General features: G+C 59.4%; 14 protein-coding genes and 1 pseudogene. 12 read left to right on the forward strand and 3 right to left on the reverse strand.

Features of this window, described 5'->3' with window-relative positions; genetic code table 11:
• From purH to HGT1_RS05960, 5 genes are all read left to right on the forward strand, one after another.
• Entirely contained in the window at nucleotides 1–1,587 is a 1,587-nt protein-coding gene (gene purH / locus HGT1_RS05940; protein ID WP_176249000.1) for a bifunctional phosphoribosylaminoimidazolecarboxamide formyltransferase/IMP cyclohydrolase, read from the forward strand.
• 34 nt (nucleotides 1,588–1,621) lie between these two features.
• On the forward strand, nucleotides 1,622–2,119 hold the full coding sequence (lspA, locus tag HGT1_RS05945; protein WP_176249001.1) for a signal peptidase II: 498 nt from the start codon (nucleotides 1,622–1,624) through the stop codon (nucleotides 2,117–2,119).
• Between the two features lie 51 nt (nucleotides 2,120–2,170).
• The gene (locus tag HGT1_RS05950) at nucleotides 2,171–2,674 is read left to right on the forward strand and encodes a DUF3035 domain-containing protein (RefSeq protein WP_176249002.1); all 504 of its coding nucleotides are present in this window, start codon (nucleotides 2,171–2,173) and stop codon (nucleotides 2,672–2,674) included.
• Nucleotides 2,675–2,798: 124 nt separating this feature from the next.
• Nucleotides 2,799–4,142, forward strand: coding sequence for a pitrilysin family protein (locus HGT1_RS05955; protein ID WP_176249003.1), 1,344 nt, complete (start codon nucleotides 2,799–2,801; stop codon nucleotides 4,140–4,142).
• Entirely contained in the window at nucleotides 4,139–5,455 is a 1,317-nt protein-coding gene (locus HGT1_RS05960) for a pitrilysin family protein (protein WP_176249004.1), read from the forward strand. The genes HGT1_RS05955 and HGT1_RS05960 overlap by 4 nt, the downstream gene beginning before the upstream one ends.
• Before the next feature lie 108 nt (nucleotides 5,456–5,563).
• On the opposite strand, the gene HGT1_RS05965 is transcribed toward HGT1_RS05960, so the two are convergent.
• The 3 genes from HGT1_RS05965 to uraH form a co-directional block, all read right to left on the reverse strand.
• Complete coding sequence (locus HGT1_RS05965) at nucleotides 5,564–7,903, reverse strand: aldehyde dehydrogenase family protein (RefSeq protein WP_176249005.1); 2,340 nt, start codon at nucleotides 7,901–7,903, stop codon at nucleotides 5,564–5,566.
• A gap of 49 nt (nucleotides 7,904–7,952) precedes the next feature.
• Nucleotides 7,953–8,954, reverse strand: coding sequence for a deoxyribose-phosphate aldolase (gene deoC / locus HGT1_RS05970; protein ID WP_176249006.1), 1,002 nt, complete (start codon nucleotides 8,952–8,954; stop codon nucleotides 7,953–7,955).
• Between the two features lie 85 nt (nucleotides 8,955–9,039).
• On the reverse strand, nucleotides 9,040–9,399 hold the full coding sequence (uraH, locus tag HGT1_RS05975) for a hydroxyisourate hydrolase (RefSeq protein WP_176249007.1): 360 nt from the start codon (nucleotides 9,397–9,399) through the stop codon (nucleotides 9,040–9,042).
• Nucleotides 9,400–9,930: 531 nt separating this feature from the next.
• Between uraH and puuE the strand changes: the two genes are divergently transcribed.
• From puuE to HGT1_RS06010, 7 genes and pseudogenes are all read left to right on the forward strand, one after another.
• Nucleotides 9,931–11,343 (forward strand): allantoinase PuuE, encoded by a 1,413-nt coding sequence (gene puuE / locus HGT1_RS05980; protein ID WP_176249008.1) that lies wholly within the window; start codon nucleotides 9,931–9,933, stop codon nucleotides 11,341–11,343.
• Nucleotides 11,340–12,155, forward strand: coding sequence for a bifunctional allantoicase/(S)-ureidoglycine aminohydrolase (locus HGT1_RS05985; RefSeq protein WP_176249009.1), 816 nt, complete (start codon nucleotides 11,340–11,342; stop codon nucleotides 12,153–12,155). The genes puuE and HGT1_RS05985 overlap by 4 nt, the downstream gene beginning before the upstream one ends.
• On the forward strand, nucleotides 12,152–12,640 hold the full coding sequence (locus tag HGT1_RS05990; protein ID WP_176249010.1) for an ureidoglycolate lyase: 489 nt from the start codon (nucleotides 12,152–12,154) through the stop codon (nucleotides 12,638–12,640). Before HGT1_RS05985 ends, HGT1_RS05990 begins: the two co-directional genes overlap by 4 nt.
• A 56-nt stretch (nucleotides 12,641–12,696) precedes the next feature.
• Nucleotides 12,697–13,130: pseudogene (locus HGT1_RS05995) on the forward strand (solute carrier family 23 protein); the annotation flags it as partial.
• A gap of 153 nt (nucleotides 13,131–13,283) precedes the next feature.
• The gene (locus HGT1_RS06000) at nucleotides 13,284–14,507 is read left to right on the forward strand and encodes a urate hydroxylase PuuD (RefSeq protein ID WP_176249011.1); all 1,224 of its coding nucleotides are present in this window, start codon (nucleotides 13,284–13,286) and stop codon (nucleotides 14,505–14,507) included.
• Nucleotides 14,508–14,589: 82 nt separating this feature from the next.
• A complete protein-coding gene (gene mutL / locus HGT1_RS06005) occupies nucleotides 14,590–16,431 on the forward strand; it encodes a DNA mismatch repair endonuclease MutL (RefSeq protein WP_176249012.1) in 1,842 nt (613 codons plus the stop codon).
• Complete coding sequence (locus HGT1_RS06010) at nucleotides 16,428–17,675, forward strand: DNA recombination protein RmuC (protein ID WP_176249013.1); 1,248 nt, start codon at nucleotides 16,428–16,430, stop codon at nucleotides 17,673–17,675. The genes mutL and HGT1_RS06010 overlap by 4 nt, the downstream gene beginning before the upstream one ends.
• The last annotated feature ends 45 nt before the right edge of the window (nucleotides 17,676–17,720 follow it).

A 17,720-nucleotide genomic window follows, 5' to 3' on the forward strand; every position in this document is an offset into this window, starting at 1 on the left:
ATGCCCGATCTTTACCCCGTCTCCCGCGCGCTACTTTCTGTTTCTGACAAGACCGGTTTGGTCGAGCTTGGTCAGGCGTTGGCATCCCACGGGGTCGAATTGCTGAGCACCGGTGGCACCGCCAAAGCCTTGCGCGATGCCGGTCTGGCCGTAAAGGACGTGTCCGAGGTCACCGGATTTCCCGAAATGATGGACGGTCGGGTCAAGACGTTGCACCCGGTGGTACATGGCGGTTTGCTGGCGTTGCGCGACAATGACGAACATGTCGCGGCAATGGACAAGCACGGGATCGGCGCAATCGATCTGGTGGTCGTCAATCTGTACCCGTTCGAAGAAACAGTCGCCAAAGGTGCCGAATACGATGAAGTGATCGAAAACATCGACATCGGTGGCCCTGCGATGATCCGCTCTGCCGCGAAAAACCACGGTTTTGTGAACGTGATCGTCGATGTCGAAGATTACGCCGTGGTGATCAAGGAACTGGGCGATCACAACGGCCAGACGTCCTATGCCCTGCGTCAGCGGTTGGCACAGACGGCCTATGCCCGCACCGCGGCCTATGACACCGCCGTGAGCACATGGATGGCAGCACAGGTCGGCGGCACACCGCGGCGTCGCACTGTTGGCGGCACCTTGGCCCAGACCCTGCGTTATGGCGAAAACCCGCACCAATCGGCAGCCTTTTACACAGACGGGTCAAACCGCCCCGGCGTTGCCACAGCAACCCAGCATCAGGGCAAGGAACTGTCTTATAACAACATCAACGACACCGATGCAGCCTATGAACTGGTCAGCGAATTTGACCCCGCTCAAGGGCCTGCCTGTGCGATCATCAAACACGCGAACCCCTGCGGCGTGGCGCGTGGCACGTCGATGGTTGATGCCTATTCGCGTGCGTTCGACTGTGACCGGACATCCGCCTTTGGCGGTATCATCGCGTTGAACCAGACATTGGACGGCGAAACCGCCGAAGCGATCAGCAAAATCTTTACCGAAGTTGTGATTGCCCCTGGTGCAACCGACGACGCAAAAGCGATCTTTGCCAAGAAAAAGAACCTGCGCCTGCTGACCACCAGCGGTCTGGCCGATCCAACGTTGGCCGCATTGGCGTTCCGTCAGGTTTCGGGCGGCTATCTTGTGCAGGACAAGGATATTGGCCGGATCACCATGGCTGACCTCAAGGTCGTGACCAAGCGCCAGCCTTCGGATCAGGAACTTGCGGACATGATGTTTGCATGGACCGTTGCCAAACACGTCAAATCCAACGCGATCATCTATGTCAAAGACGGTGCAACCGTGGGCGTCGGTGCCGGCCAGATGAGCCGCGTTGACAGCACGCGCATCGCCGCTCGCAAGGCGCAGGACATGGCCGAAGTCATGGGCCTGCCCGCACCACTGACCCAAGGGTCGGTTGTGGCGTCGGATGCGTTCTTTCCCTTTGCGGACGGTCTGATCACAGCGGCAGAGGCGGGTGCCACAGCATTGATCCAGCCCGGGGGTTCCATGCGCGATGACGAAGTGATTGCAGCAGCAGACGAGGCCGGGCTTGCCATGGTCTTTACCGGGATGCGCCATTTCCGTCACTAAGGTTCTTCGACAGCGTAGTTTTAAAAGGTTTGGTATGCGTATCATTTTCTGGGCCGGTTTTGTGGCCTTCTTTCTGGATCAGCTGAGCAAATACATCGTTATTCACGCGATGGAGCTAAGCCGCATTCGCACGATTGATGTGCTTCCGCCGGTGATCAATTTTCGTTACGGCGAAAATCGCGGGATCAATTTTGGCCTTTTCGGCGACGGAGCGGACGCAAGCCGGTGGATTTTAATCGCACTGGCTTGCGCGATCTGTGTGGGGGTTCTGGTTTGGGCCTATCGGCATGCTATGGGCTATTGGGCCAAAGTGAGTGCCGGTTTGCTGATCGGGGGTGCGCTTGCAAATGTCGTGGACCGACTGCTGTATGGATATGTCCTTGATTTCCTGAACATGTCTTGCTGTGGGATCAACAATCCCTTTGTCTTTAACATCGCGGATGTGTTCATTTTTGCGGGGGCAATTGGTTTGATATTCTTTACTTCCGACCCCAAAAAACCGGTGAACAAGCCGGGGAAAAAAGGTCAGTGACATTTACCGCCTGCCTGCGTTAGGTATGTACAGGCCTGTAGGAGACCCGTCATGCGCTTTGTCGCCGCTCTTGTTTTGATTTCGCTTGCACTTGCTGGCTGCGCCAACGATGGCCTGCGTGACATTCGTGGAACGGCCAAAGGTCCTGATGAATTCATGATCCAGCCGGTAAAGCCCCTGACCGAACCGGCAGATTACACGAGCTTGCCGGTGCCAACGCCGGGGCAGGCAAATCTGACCGACCGCAACGCCATTGCCGAAGGTATCCAGGCCTTCGGTGGCCGCCCCGAAGCAACCGGTGGCGGCATTCCGGCCAGCGATGGTGCGCTTGTTCAACAGGCAAGCCGTTTTGGTGTGGCTCCTGCGATCCGGCAGGAACTGGCTGAAACCGATGCGGCTTTCCGCAAGCGCAAGGCGCGGTTTACCCAGTTCAGGATCGTCCCGACGGACCGCTACAATCAGGCCTACAAACGCCAGTCCCTTGATGCGGCTGCCGAAGCGGCGCGTTGGCGTCGTGCAGGTGCGCGGACGCCGTCTGCCCCTCCGTCAAACTAATCGATTTCTTGCGGTATCGCGCCGACCAACCGGCTCGCCACGATTACAAATCTGTTAGGTCCCTTGATCGCCCCGCGGGGTGGCGTAAGTAAGGTGTCATCGGACCCTGCTTAAAGGACCAACCATGTTCAGATTACCGGCCTTTGCCGCCTTTGTTTCGCTTTTGCTGCCCGTGGCATCTGCCAGCGCCGCCGAAAACGAGGCTGTCACCCATTTCACCTTGGACAACGGGATGGAGGTCGTGGTCGTCGAAGATCACCGTGCGCCATCCGTTCAGCAAATGGTCTGGTATCGGGCAGGGTCGGCGGATGAACCTAAAGGGTCATCCGGTGTTGCGCATTTCCTTGAGCATCTGCTGTTCAAAGCGACAGACAAGATGGAATCGGGTGAGTTTTCAGCCACGGTTGCCAAAAACGGGGGGCGGGACAATGCCTTCACCAGCTATGATTACACGGCGTATTACCAACGGGTCGCAGCAGACCGGCTGGAACTGATGATGCGGATGGAATCAGACCGGATGAAAAACATCCGCCTGACCCCCGAAAACATCGCGACAGAACGTGACGTGATCATCGAGGAACGCAATCAACGCACGGAAAATGACCCTGCTTCGCTGTTTCGCGAACAAATGAGCGCAGCACAGTATCTCAACCACCGCTATGGCACACCCGTGATTGGCTGGATGCATGAAATGCGCGAACTTGATCTGCAAGACGCGCTTGATTTCTATGGCCTGTACTATTCGCCCAATAACGCGATCCTGGTGGTGTCCGGCGATGTCATACCTGACGAGGTCCGTCGCCTGGCCGAGCAATATTACGGTGTGATCCCAGCCAACCCCGATTTGCCTGCGCGGTTGCGTACCCAAGAGCCACCCCAAACCGCAGAACGGCGCATGACGTTTCGCGATCCGCGGGTGGCGCAGGAATATGTCAGCCGGTCCTATCTGGCGCAGGAACGTGATCCGGGCGATCAGAAAACCGCAGCGGCTTTGACCATTCTGGCAGAAATTCTGGGCGGTGGCACAACATCCTATCTGGTGGAAAAGCTGCAATTTGATGCGCCTGTCGCAACCTATTCCGGCGCTTTCTACAACGGGCAGACTTTGGACGATACGACCTTCAATCTGGTTGTCGTGCCGCGCCCGGATGTGACGTTGCAAGATGCCGAAGACGCGATGGATGCCGCGATTGCCAGCTTTATGAAAGACGGCGTTGATGCCGGACATCTGGAGCGGATCAAAGCGCAGGTCCGCGCCGAACAGATCTATTCGCGTGACAGCGCCGACAGTGTTGCGAACCGCTATGGCAGCGCGCTGGCCATCGGGCTGTCCGTTCAAGACGTGCAAGACTGGCCGGACGTTCTGGAGGCGGTGACCCCTGATGACATCATGCAAGCCGCCCAAGATGTATTTAACCGCGAGGCATCCGTTACAGGCTGGCTAATGCGTGAAGAGGTGACCCAATGAGACTGATTTACGCGCTTGTCCTGACCGTCATGGCCGCCCTTCCGGCGCGCGCCGAAGTGAACATTCAGGAAGTCACCTCGCCCGGCGGGTTGAAGGCGTGGCTGGTCGAAGAACCCTCCATTCCGTTTGTGGCACTTGATGTGCGGTTTCGGGGCGGGGCGTCCCTTGAAGGGCCGGATAAACGCGGTGCGATCAATCTGATGACCGCGCTGTTGGAAGAAGGTGCCGGCGCAATGGACGCGCGCGCCTTTGCACGTGCAGCGGAAGGGCTGGCATCCAGTTTCCGGTTCTCTGTTGACGACGATGCCTTGGCTGTGTCGGCGCAGTTTCTGACCGAAAATCAGGATGCGTCGGTGGCATTGTTGAAAGAAGCGCTACAAAACCCCCGCTTTGACGCAGAGGCGATCGACCGTGTCCGGGGTCAGGTTTTGTCGGGCATTCGGTCCAGTGAAAAAGACCCTGATGATATCGCGCGCAAGACGATGGATGGTTTGCTGTATGGCGATCACCCCTATGGGTCATCCTTAAGCGGCTCGGTCGAGACCGTGACTGCGCTGACCCGCGATGATCTGGTTGCAGCCCATGCGGATGTTCTGGCCCGTGATCGTGTGTTTATCGGTGCCGTTGGGGATATCACACCCGATGCCTTGGGGCTTTTGCTGGATGATTTGCTGGGTGGATTGCCGGAAAAGGGCGCGGCAATGCCAGCGGTGGCCGAAGTCCGGATTCCATCCGGTGTGACTGTTGTTGATTTCCCGACACCGCAATCCGTGGCCATCTTTGCGCAAAAAGGGATTAAACAGAAAGACGACGACTGGTTCGCGGCAACAGTGATGAACCAGGTTCTGGGCGGCGGATCATTTGAAAGCCGCTTGATGGATGAGGTCCGCGAAAAGCGCGGGCTCACCTATGGCGTTTATTCCTATCTGGTCCCGATGGATCTGGCCGAGACCTTTCAGGGGTCGGTCAGTTCGGCGAATGACCGTATCGGCGAGGCGATCAGCGTGATCCGCGATGAATGGGTCAAAATGGCAGAGAAGGGCGTGACCCAGCAAGAGCTGGACGATGCCAAGACCTATATCACCGGTTCCTACCCGCTGCGCTTTGACGGCAACCAACGCATCGCGAGCATTTTGGTGGGGATGCAGATGCTGGACCTTCCCATCGACTATATCCCGACGCGCAACGACAAGGTCGAAGCGGTCACATTGGAAGATGTGCAACGGGTTGCCGGTGAGTTGCTTGATCCGGAGGGGTTGGCATTTGTGGTTGTCGGCCAGCCTGAGGGCCTTGAAACGACCGCGGGCAACTAGGCCGTGATCGAAGTGAGGCGCGTGCGCGCCCCATGATGTTTTGCCGGACCCTGCGGGTCCGGCGTGCCTTCGGCGAGGATATTTTTGAGCCAGAGAAGAGATTAGGGTCTATTCTCCGTAAGGAATCCAGATGTTTTTGACTTCGGTTGTAGCTTGAAGGAACGCATGCCCCTGGCCGTCTTTGCCGTGCCAATCCCGTGCGTTGCCGTTGTTGACCCAAGTGCGTTTGAGGTTTTGGGCTGACCCCTTTTCGATGAGCGGGCTTAGCGGGCCTGCACCAAAGCTCCAGACCGCATCGACATCCATATGACGGGCCAGCGTTTCGGCAAGGTCGGGATGTGGTCCGGTCAGGATGTTGACCACGCCTGCCGGGACATCGGATGTTTCCAGCACTTGGACAAAGTCGGTCGCGGACAGCGGGAAGGGTGTGCTTGCGGCCAGAATGACGCGATTGCCCATGGCGATGGCGGGGGCCATGCATGAGATCAGGCCGAGCAAGGGGGCATCGTCCGGGCAGATTGCGCCAATGACGCCAACCGGTTCTTTCATTGCAAACGCTGCACCGCGTATGGGAACGCCATGGACCTGACCGTCGTATTTGTCGGCCCAGGCTGCATAGGTGAACAGGCGGTCGATCGAGGTTGCGACTTCCTTTGCGCCGGACTTGCCGCCTTGCATGGCATCCAGTCTGCCTGCGAATTCGGTACCGCGTGCCGCCAGATTTTCGGCAATATAATAGAGGATTTGCGCACGAAGATGACCAGTTGTCTTGCTCCAGCCTTTGGCCGCATGGGCGGCTTCGACGGCGTTGCGCACATCTTTGCGGCCTGCCAGCGAGATATGGCCCAAAAGGCTGCCTGACTTGCCAAAGATCGGGGCGGATTGCCCGCCGTCGGGACGTGCCTGTTTGCCACCTATGTAGAGCTTTGCGGTGCGGTCGATACCGTCTGCCGGGCTGTTTTTCCCTGTCATCGGCGCGGGTGTCTTGAGCGGCTTGGGATCGCCTTTCGGTTTGGTATAGGCGGCAAGACCTTCCCAGCCCCCTTCACGGCCGAAACCGCTTTCGCGCAGGCCGCCGAAACCGGCCGCAGCATCCAGCATGTTGGTCCCGTTGATCCAGACAACGCCGGCCACCAGTTTGGGGGCGATATCAAGGGCAAGGTTGATGTTTTCAGACCAGATGGTCGCCGCAAGGCCGTAGCGTGTGTTGTTCGCAATCGCGACCGCTTCGTCCGGCGTGCGGAAGGTTGTCGCCACCAGAACGGGGCCAAAGATTTCCTCCTGCATCAATGTGTCGGCAGGGTGCAGGCCGGTGATCAGTGTGGGCGGATAAAAGCAGCCGCTGTCCGGGATATCGCCTGCGGTGAACATATCGCCAGCGCTGTTTGAGGCGACCATATCGGTGACCCGTTGCACCTGCACAGGGTCCACCAATGCACCAACATCAATTGATTTGTCCAAAGGGTTGCCAACGCGCAGCTTGCCCATCCGGGCGCGCAGTTTGGCATAGAACCGATCGGCAACGGGTTCATGTACCAACAGCCGCGATCCTGCACAGCAGACTTGTCCCTGATTGAACCAGATGGCATCCACCAGCCCTTCGACCGCTGAATCCAGATCGGCGTCGTCGAACACGATATAGGGGGATTTCCCCCCCAGTTCGAGCGTTAGTGCCTTGCCGCTGCCTGCGGTTTCCTCGCGGATGCGGCGACCCACTGCTGTGGAACCGGTAAAGGCGATCTTGTCCACATCGGCATTCACGATCATCTGGCCGACAGCACCATCGCCGGTCACGATGTTCACCACCCCTTTGGGCAGTCCCGCTTGTTGGCAGATATCGGCAAACATCAATGCGGTCAGTGATGTGTATTCGGCGGGTTTCAGCACCACGGTGTTGCCCATGGCAAGGGCAGGAGCCACCTTCCAGGCCAGCATCAGCAGGGGGAAATTCCACGGAATGATCTGCCCGCACACACCTAGTGCCTGCGCATCAGGCAGCTCGCTTTCCATCAGTTGCGCCATACCCGCATGGTAATAGAAATGCCGCTGCGCCAAGGGGATATCGACATCGCGCGCCTCGCGGATCGGCTTGCCATTGTCCAGGGTTTCAAGCACGGCGAACAAACGGCTGTGCTTTTGCAGCAGCCGCGCAATCGCATAGAGATACCGCGCGCGTTCATGCCCTGTCAGCTTGGCCCACTTGGGCTGCGCTTTGCGGGCGGCGCTGACGGCGATGTCGACTTCGGCTTGTGTAGCCTGCGTCAGGTTGGCCAGCACAGTGCCATTGGCAGGGTCGCGGCTTTCAAAGTCGTCCCTCGGCTCGGTAAATGCACCGTCAATGAAATGACCAAACCGGCTGCCCTGATCCACCAACCATGCCAAGGCATCCGCAGCAGATTCCGGTGCCACCCCATAGTCCATGGTCTCGTAAACTTCGGAAACACTCATGGCTTCACCCTTTTATAAATACTCAAATCCAACGCCTGCTGCATCCGGTTTAGCTGATGGCGTGGCGATAGCTTGCGGAATAACTGCCGGTCACGTGATGCTCGAGCTGGCGTTCGATATCCCCCAGCAGGGATGACGCGCCAAAGCGGAAAAGGTCGGGCCGCAGCCAGCGGTCCCCCAGTTCTTCCTTGATCATGGCCAGATAGGTAAGTGCGTCTTTTGCCTTTGAAATCCCGCCCGCAGGTTTATAGCCGATGCGGATTCCGGTCCGGTCGAAATAGTCGCGGATGGCGCGGATCATCACCAAGGTGACGGGCAAGGTGGCATTCACGGTTTCCTTGCCGGTTGAGGTTTTGATGAAATCTGCGCCCGCCATCATGCAAACGAGGGAAGCACGCGCGACATTGCGCAGGCTGCCCAATTCACCGGTCGCCAGGATCGCCTTTACATGTGCGTCACCGCAAGCCGCCCGAAAGGCGCGCATTTCGTCGTAGAGCGCCTGCCAGTCGCCTGACAGAACATGCCGGCGCGAGATGACGATGTCGATTTCTTCGGCCCCTGCGGCCACGCTCATCTCGATTTCCTTTATGCGCAGTTCAAGCGGGGTCAGGCCGGCGGGAAACCCCGTTGAAACGGCGGCGATCGGGATGTTGGTCCCTGCAAGGGCGGCTTTCGCCGGTGCGATCATTTCGTGATAGACGCAGACAGCGCCCACCGTGACGGGTTCCATCCCGAGGGCTTTCATCAAATGCGGGGCCACGGGTTGCCGGGCCTTCGCGCATAATCTGTGGACCCGCCGCGCGGTGTCATCGCCGGACAATGTCGTCAGATCGATGCAGGTGATGGCGCGCAGCAGCCAGGCGGCTTGGTGATCTTTCTTGACCGACCGGCGGGCGGGCAAACTTGCGGCACGGCGCTCGACTGCCGATGTGTTGACCTGAACCGATCTGACCCAATCCATATCCAGCGGCATCCCCGGATTGCGAGGCTCTGTCACTTGGGGCAATTGGCTTTGCGCGATGTCTGTCTGGGTTGTCACATGTGTGGACATGGGCGGTTTCCTGTTTGATCAGATGTGCAAAGTGACATGGGCGTTGGTTCTTTGGCAACTACAGCGTCCCCACGTCACGCCGGTGTCAGCTGCCGCGATAGGTCGAATAGCCAAAGGGCGACAGCAAAAGCGGCACATGGTAATGCGCATCGGGGTCTGAAATGCCAAATCGCAGGGGGATTTGATCCAGAAAGCGGGGGGCTTCGGGCGGGGTGCCGATGGCGTCGAGATAGCCGCCCGCGTCAAAGACCAGCTCGTATGTGCCTGTGGTGAACTGATCTTTGGGCAGAATGGGCGTGTCGGTGCGGCCGTCGGCATTGGTCACCATCTGCACAAGCTTTACACGGGTGTCGCCGTTCATCCGGTACAAGGTGATTGCAAGCCCTCCGGCGGGCTGGCCGCGGGCTGTGTCCAGAACATGAGTGGTGAGATAGCCATGAGCCATGATGTCGGCCTTTCATTGGACGTTCGGTGTGCAGGATACGGGCGGCAAGTGCCGCGTCAATGCCCGTCGTTCGCGCGCGAATCAGGAAAAATTGTAAACCGATTCGTTTTTGCTTTGACCCGCGAATCATCCTCGGCCTATATGGATGACACATGTGATCAGAAGTGTCGCCTGCCAGCGATGCGCATAGCTCTGACATATGTACGCCGGGGATAGATTTTTTAGAATTCGAGCACACCATATGAATAATGGTGACTTTAGGACAGGGGCCGGCAGGACTGAACATACCATGCGTATGCGCAGCGGCCCCTGTCTGAATTTTACGCGACTTTCCCCCGACAGGTTTAAAAGTTTCAGATCGGCCAGCGCCCGAAAATTCCCGGATAACAAGCGAGCAGGGCCACGATGCGCGGATCTGGCAACGGGCTGACCTTAGAAACAGGTTGGCCTGTTGTACTTTCGCGGGATGGATTGTTGCAATTGATATGCTGGGCGAGGCACTGTTGCAGGCGTTGATCAAAGGACATGACCATGAACCGCTACCCCCGTGACTTTCAGGGCTATGGCCCCACGCCCCCTGACGCGCAATGGCCGGGCGGCGCACGTATCGCGGTTCAGTTCGTCGTGAATTACGAAGAAGGCGGCGAGAATAACATCCTGCACGGCGATGCCGCCTCAGAGGCATTCCTGTCCGAGATCGTTGGTGCTGCCCCTTGGCCGGGTCAGCGGCACTGGAACATGGAATCCATCTATGACTATGGCGCGCGGGCGGGGTTCTGGCGGTTGCACCGCTTGTTTACTGGCGCGAATATCCCGGTAACGGTCTACGGTGTCGCCAGCGCCTTGGCGCGGTCGCCGCAGCAGGTCGAGGCGATGAAAGAAGCCGATTGGGAAATTGCCAGTCACGGCCTCAAGTGGATCGACTACAAGGACCACAACGCCGAAACCGAAAGCGCGGACATCGTCGAAGCGATCCGTCTGCACACCGAAGTTGTGGGTGCGGCCCCTCGGGGGTGGTACACCGGGCGCAGTTCGATCAATACCGTCGCCCTGGCCGCCGAGACAGGCGTATTCGACTATATCTCAGACACTTATGATGACGATCTGCCCTATTGGATGCGGGTGTCGGACGGGGATCAGCTGATTATTCCCTATACGCTGGATTGCAACGATATGCGGTTTGCAACGCCTCAGGGCTTCAATTCCGGCGACCAGTTTTATGCCTATCTGCGCGACACATTTGACGCGCTATATGCCGAAGGCTGCGATGGCGCGGCCAAGATGATGTCGGTCGGCTTGCATTGCCGTCTCGTGGGGCGCCCGGGCCGCGTTCAGGCGCTGAAACGGTTCATCGACTATATCAAAGGGTTCGAGGGCGTCTGGACCCCGCGCCGCATCGACATCGCTGAGCATTGGCGCGCGACCCATCCGCCCAAGCATCCCCTGCGCATCGACCAGATGTCCCGCGCCATTTTTGTCGAGAAATTCGGCGGCGTGTTTGAGCATTCGGCATGGATCGCGGAACGTGCCTTTGATCTTGAACTCGGCCCCGCCCATAATTGCGTTGCCGGCATTCACAACGCATTGGCGCGCATGTTCAGATCGGCCAGTCACGGTGAACGAATGGGCGTGCTGACCGCACACCCTGATCTGGCAGGCAAGCTGGCGGCGGCCAAACGGCTTACGGCCGAAAGCACGGCGGAACAGGGCAGCGCCGGGCTGGACGCGCTGACGGATGCGGAACGCGCCAAGTTCACCGAGCTGAACGCGGTTTACATGGCCAAACACGGCTTTCCGTTCATCATCGCGGTCAAGGATCACGACAAGGACGGTATCCTGCGCCACTTTGAAGCGCGGATATCGAATGATAGCCAAACCGAATTTCAAACCGCCTGCATGCAGGTCGAACGCATCGCACGTCTGCGATTGGAAACCATGCTATGACATATGCCTTTCCCCCCGGCGGGTTGCCGGACCAGTCGCAATCCCCTGACAGCACAGCGGTGTTCACAGACGCCTATGCCGTGATCCCCGCATCGGTGCAGCGCGATATCGTGACCAGCTTTCTGCCCGGCTGGTCGAACACCCGTGTCTGGGTTCTGGCGCGCCCGCTCAGCGGATTTGCCGAAACATTCGCGCAATACGCGCTTGAGCTGGGGGCTGGTGGCGGCAGTGACACGCCCGAACCGGATACGGAGGCGCAAGCGGTGCTGTTTGTCGCTCACGGCACGGCGCGCCTGACCATCGGGCATGATGCCTATGATCTGGTCCCCGGTTCCTATGTTTATCTGCCGCCTGCCGCTGTCTGGACCTTGTGGAACGCATCCGATGTACCTTGCGGCATTCACTGGATACGCAAGCGCTATGTCCCCGCCGCAGGTCTGCAAGCGCCGCCTGCCATGGTCACCCACGAAGACGACGTGCCGAAAACCGCCATGCCGGATACCGACGGCGCATGGGCGACGCAGCGCTTTATGGACCCGCTGGATTTGCGCCACGATATGCATGTGAACATCGTGACGTTTCAGCCGGGCGGGGTGATCCCATTTGCGGAAACCCATGTGATGGAACACGGGTTATACGTGCTGCAAGGGACCGCTGATTATCTGCTGAACCGCGACTGGGTGCCGGTGGTGCCGGGTGATTTCATGTGGTTGCGTGCCTTTTGCCCGCAGGCCTGTGTGGCAACGGGAACCGAACCGTTCCGCTATCTGCTCTACAAAGATGTAAACCGCCACATGCCACTTGCCCTATGACCCGCGATATCAAGGCTGAGCCACTGACGGCGGACGCCTTTGCCCCGTTTGGCGATGTTCTGGATGCGTCCGGCAGCCCCGACAAGATGATCAACGCCGGGCTGTGCGGGCGGCATCACGATTTGGCAGCCCTTGATTTCGGGCCTGACGGGCGCGCGGGGATCAGCATATTCAACGCGCAGGCCCGCAGCCTGCCCTATACGCTCAACCTGATCGAGCGGCACCCCGAAGGGTCGCAAGCATTTATTCCCATGACCGGTGCCCCGTTTCTGGTCATTGTCGCCCCCGATGATGGCGGCCGTCCGGGCACCCCCCGGGCCTTTCTGACTGCGCCATATCAGGGCATCAACTTGCACCGCGGTGTTTGGCACGGTGTCCTGACCCCGCTGGCAGAGCCCGGTCTTTTCGCGGTGGTCGACCGGATCGGCGCTTCGGCAAACCTTGACGAATTCATGATCGACCCGCCTTATGTCATCACGACCTAAGGAAAAAAATATGGACCGCGCCAAAAAGCGGCCAACTTCCAACAAGGGACAGAGACATGACACGTAACGCTATAGGGACGCCGGAACAGCTGCGCGATCCAAATTACGCCCCGTCACTTGGCCGCGCCATTCCGCTGGCTATCCAGCAGGTTCTGGGGATGTTTGTGTCGAATGTGACGCCTGCGATCATCGTTGCAGGGGCTGCCGGTTTCGGCTTTGGTTTCAACTCACCTGATTTCTCCGACCTGCTGTATCTGATCCAGATGTCGATGCTGTTTGCGGGCGTTGCGACCTTGTTGCAGACGCTGACGCTCGGCCCCGTTGGCGCGGGCCTGCCCATCGTACAGGGCACATCCTTCGCGTCTAACTCGATCATGATCCCGCTGGTGGCAGGCAAGGGCGTCGACGGCCTTGCCGCTTTGCCCTGCCGCCACTGGTCACGATGATCGGTCTGGCACCGATCAAGGTCGGCATCCACTACGCGACGGGCAGCTCCAAAGGCAGCCTGCCGCATGAATAATCCCCTGCCAGAAAGGCCCCCGGCTTCTCTGGCTTACAAATATCCCCGCCGGAGGCATCCCGCGCACCCCTCAGCGCGGGCCCCCGGCGGCCCCATTCCAACCGCCAAAGCAAGGATTTCAACATGTATGATATGGTCGCCATGGGTGCGTGGATCGAATTCGCCATCCGCTGGGTGCATGTGATCACAGCCATCGCGTGGATCGGGTCTTCGTTCTATTTCATCGCGCTTGATTTGGGCCTGCACCGTGACCGAAACTTGAAATCCGGTGCCGATGGTGAAGAATGGCAGGTCCACGGCGGCGGGTTTTACCACGTGCAAAAATACCTCGTGGCCCCGGCGCAAATGCCCGACGACCTGATCTGGTTCAAATGGGAAAGCTATTCGACATGGCTGTCCGGTTTCGCGCTGCTGATCCTCGTCTATTACCTTGGGGCCGAGTTCTATCTTGTGGACCCTGCGGTTGCCGATTTGGCGACATGGCAAGCAGTCGGCATTTCTATGCTGTCGCTGGCCTTTGGCTGGATTGTTTACGACCAGATCTGCAAAAGCAAATTCGGCGATGACAACACGCGCCTGATGATCGGCCTCTATGTGATCCTTGTCGGGATGGCGTATTTCTACACGTCGGTCTTTTCGGGCCGTGCAGCCCTGCTGCATCTGGGCGCGTTTACCGCGACGATCATGTCGGCCAATGTGTTTTTCATCATCATGCCGAACCAGCGCATTGTCGTGGCCGACCTCAAGGCGGGGCGCACGCCGGATGCGAAATACGGCAAGATCGCCAAGCAACGCAGCACGCATAACAACTATCTCACCTTGCCGGTGATTTTCCTGATGCTGTCCAACCACTACCCGCTGGCCTTCGCATCCGAGATGAACTGGCTGATCGCGGCGCTGGTGTTTTTGATGGGCGTGACGATCCGCCATTACTTTAACAGTCTACATTCGCGCGCTGGCAACCCGACCTGGACATGGCTGGCCACGGCGCTTTTGTTCATCACGATCATCTGGTTGTCCACTGCGCCGATGTTCCGCGTAGCTGAACCGGAGGAGGCGACAGGCCCGTCCTTGCGCTTTGCCCAGGCTGACGGGTTTGATCAGGTCCATGATATCGTTTTGGGACGGTGCAGCATGTGCCACGCGGCTGAACCCGCATGGGACGGTCTGCTTTGGGCCCCCAAAGGGGTGCGGCTGGAAACCGAACACCAGATCGCCAAAGCCGCCAAGCAGATATATTTGCAAGCGGGCGTAACCCACGCGATGCCGCCAGCCAACCTCAGCTACATGCGTGCGGATGAACGCGCGCAGATCGTCGCGTGGTATCAAGCGGCAACGCGCCAATAACGGGATCGTCGGGTGGGTTTTACCCAGGGCTCTTGCCATTGCGGCTTTCAGAATCGCGCGGGCCTATGCTAGCTCTAGCGTTATGGCACATCCGAACCCCAATATAAGCGATATGGCTCCGGTGATCCGGCAGCTTGATGAAACCGCGATCAACCGCATTGCTGCGGGCGAGGTGGTTGAACGCCCAGCGTCAGCCGTCAAGGAACTGGTGGAGAACGCCATCGACGCCGGTGCGCGCCAGATCACCGTTGAATATGCCGACGGGGGCAAGACCCTGATCCGCGTCACGGATGATGGCTGCGGTATCGCGGCGGGCGATCTGACGCTGGCCCTGTCGCGTCATGCCACCTCGAAAATCGACGGCTCTGACTTGCTGAACATTCACACCTTCGGTTTCCGGGGCGAGGCGTTGCCGTCGCTGGGGGCCGTGGGCCGTCTGACAATCACCAGCCGCGTCGCGGGCCAAGACGGGGCCGAGATCACCGTGAACGGCGGCAAAACCGGCCCTGTGCGGCCCGCCGCGCTGAATGGCGGTACGGTCGTGACCCTGCGCGATCTGTTTTTCGCCACGCCCGCGCGGCTGAAATTCCTGCGCACGGACCGCGCCGAGGCACAGGCGATTGCCGACATCATCAAACGTCTGGCCATGGCCGAACCCTTTGTGCGCTTTACCCTGCGCGACGTGTCGGGCGATGGTCCGGGCCGCGAAGTCTTTCGTGCCGAGGCCGAACAGGGCGACATGTTCGCCGCCCTTCATGGCCGTTTGGCGCAAGTGTTAGGGCGCGAGTTTGCGGATAATTCCCTGCCCATCGATGCCGAACGCGAGGGGCTGCATCTGACAGGTTTTGCCGCGCTGCCGACCTATTCGCGCGGCACGGCCGTGGCGCAGTATCTGTTCGTGAATGGCCGTCCGGTGCGGGACAAATTGCTCGTTGGGGCACTGCGGGGCGCTTACTTTGATCTGCTCAGCCGTGACCGCCATCCGGCGGCTGCGCTGTTCCTCGATTGCGACCCGACCTTGGTCGACGTGAACGTGCACCCCGCGAAATCAGAGGTGCGGTTTCGTGATCCGGGTCTTGCGCGTGGCTTGATCGTATCCGGCTTGCGTCATGCGCTGGCAGATGCAGGGCACCGTGCCTCGACCACCGTGGCAGATGCGACCTTGGGCGCGATGCGGCCCGAACAGACCGGCGCGCGGGTGTACCAGATGGACCGCCCTTCGCTGGGCGCGCGGACTGCGGCCTATCAGGCGCAGGCCCCCGGCTTTGCCGAAACCGCCGGCATGTGGGGCAGGGTAGAAACACCCGCAGCGCCCGTAACCGAAGACCCGCAAGAGGCCCCCGATTATCCGTTGGGCACCGCACGCGGGCAGGTGCACGAGAATTACATCATCGCGCAGACCGCCACGGGCATGGTGATCGTTGACCAGCACGCCGCGCATGAACGGCTGGTCTATGAAAAGCTCAAGCGTCAGATGGCTGAAAACGGGGTTGCCGCGCAGGCATTGCTGATCCCCGAGATCGTCGATCTTTCCGCCTCCGATTGCGCGCGTCTGCTGGATGTGGCGGATGAGCTGACCAAACTGGGCCTGACAATTGAACCCTTTGGCGGCAGCGCCATTGCGGTGCGCGAAACCCCTGCAATTTTAGGCACCGTGGATGCCAAGGCGATGATTTTGGATATCCTCGACGAACTTGCCGATCAGAATGAGTCCAACACGGTCCAGGCCCGGATCGAGGCGATCCTGAGCCGGGTTGCCTGTCATGGCTCCATCCGGTCTGGCCGCTGGATGCGCGGCGAAGAAATGAACGCGCTGCTGCGCGAGATGGAGGCAACGCCTCACTCCGGCCAATGCAACCACGGGCGGCCCACCTATGTGGAACTGAAGCTCAGCGATATTGAACGGCTGTTCGGGCGCACATGATCCAGATCGACGGGCAAAGCTATGCGTTGAATGATCCGCGTGTCTTGATGGTGCTTGGGGCCGTGGCGCTGGTGCTGTTGGTCCTGATCCTGCTGATCATGGCGGTGCGCGCGGCGGGCAGATCGGCGCGGATGACCGAACCGCTTGCGCGGCAGATGCAGGTTATGGGCGGCCATGTGCAGCAGCTTGGCATGGGGCAGGAACAGCTGCGCGGCGGTTTGCAGACCGTGTCGGATACGCAAGCGAATGCACAGGCGCAAATGATCCAAAGCATCGAGGCGCGGATGGCCCATGTGCAGCAGCAGATGCAGGACCGGCTGGCCGAAAACGCCGCGCGCACGGCCCGCAATCTGGCCGAGATGCAGGAACGGATGTCTGCCACCTTGCACGGGTCGTCAAAACAAACCACGACCAGCCTGACGCAGCTTCAGGAACGGCTGGCGGCGATCGACAAGGCGCAGGAGAATATCACCAAGCTGTCCGGCGATGTGCTGTCCTTGCAAGATATCCTGAGCAACAAACAGACGCGCGGCGCGTTCGGTGAAATCCAGCTGAATGACATCGTGTCCAAGGCCCTGCCGAGCGACAGCTATACAATGCAGGCGACCCTGTCGTCTGGCAAACGCGCCGATTGTCTGATCCATCTGCCAAACCCGCCGGGGCCCATCGTCATCGACAGCAAATTCCCGTTGGAAGCCTATGAGGCCCTGCGCAAGGCCAAGTCGGACTACGAGCTTAAAGACGCAGCCCGTGCCATGCGCGTCGCCGTCAAGGCGCATATCAACGCGATCAGCAACAAGTATATCATCGAAGGCGAAACCGCAGATGGCGCGCTGATGTTTCTGCCCTCGGAAGCGGTCTATGCCGAACTGCACGCCAATTTCCCCGAACTGGTGCGCGAAGGCTTTGCCGCGCGGGTGTGGATCGTATCCCCCACCACCTGCATGGCGACGCTGAACACCATGCGGGCCATTCTGAAAGACGCACGGATGCGCGAACAGGCGGGGGCCATTCGCAAGACGTTGAAGATGCTGCACCGCGATGTCGAGATCGTGGTGGAACGCGTGGGCAAGTTGAACACCCATTTCGGGCAGGCGCGTGCTGACCTCGAAGGGCTGGGAACCGCAGCGGAACGCGCAGGAAAACGCGCGGCGCGGCTGGACAATTTCGACTTCGAGGAGATTTCGGATCAGGACAGAACCGTCGTGCCCCTGACCAAGCCAACCCCCGACAGCGCGCGCTGACCCTGGTTAACGCGGGGCATCAGGCAGGTGGTTAATTATATTTCC

The organism is Sulfitobacter sp. HGT1, from assembly GCF_013282155.1.
Taxonomy (GTDB): domain Bacteria; phylum Pseudomonadota; class Alphaproteobacteria; order Rhodobacterales; family Rhodobacteraceae; genus Sulfitobacter.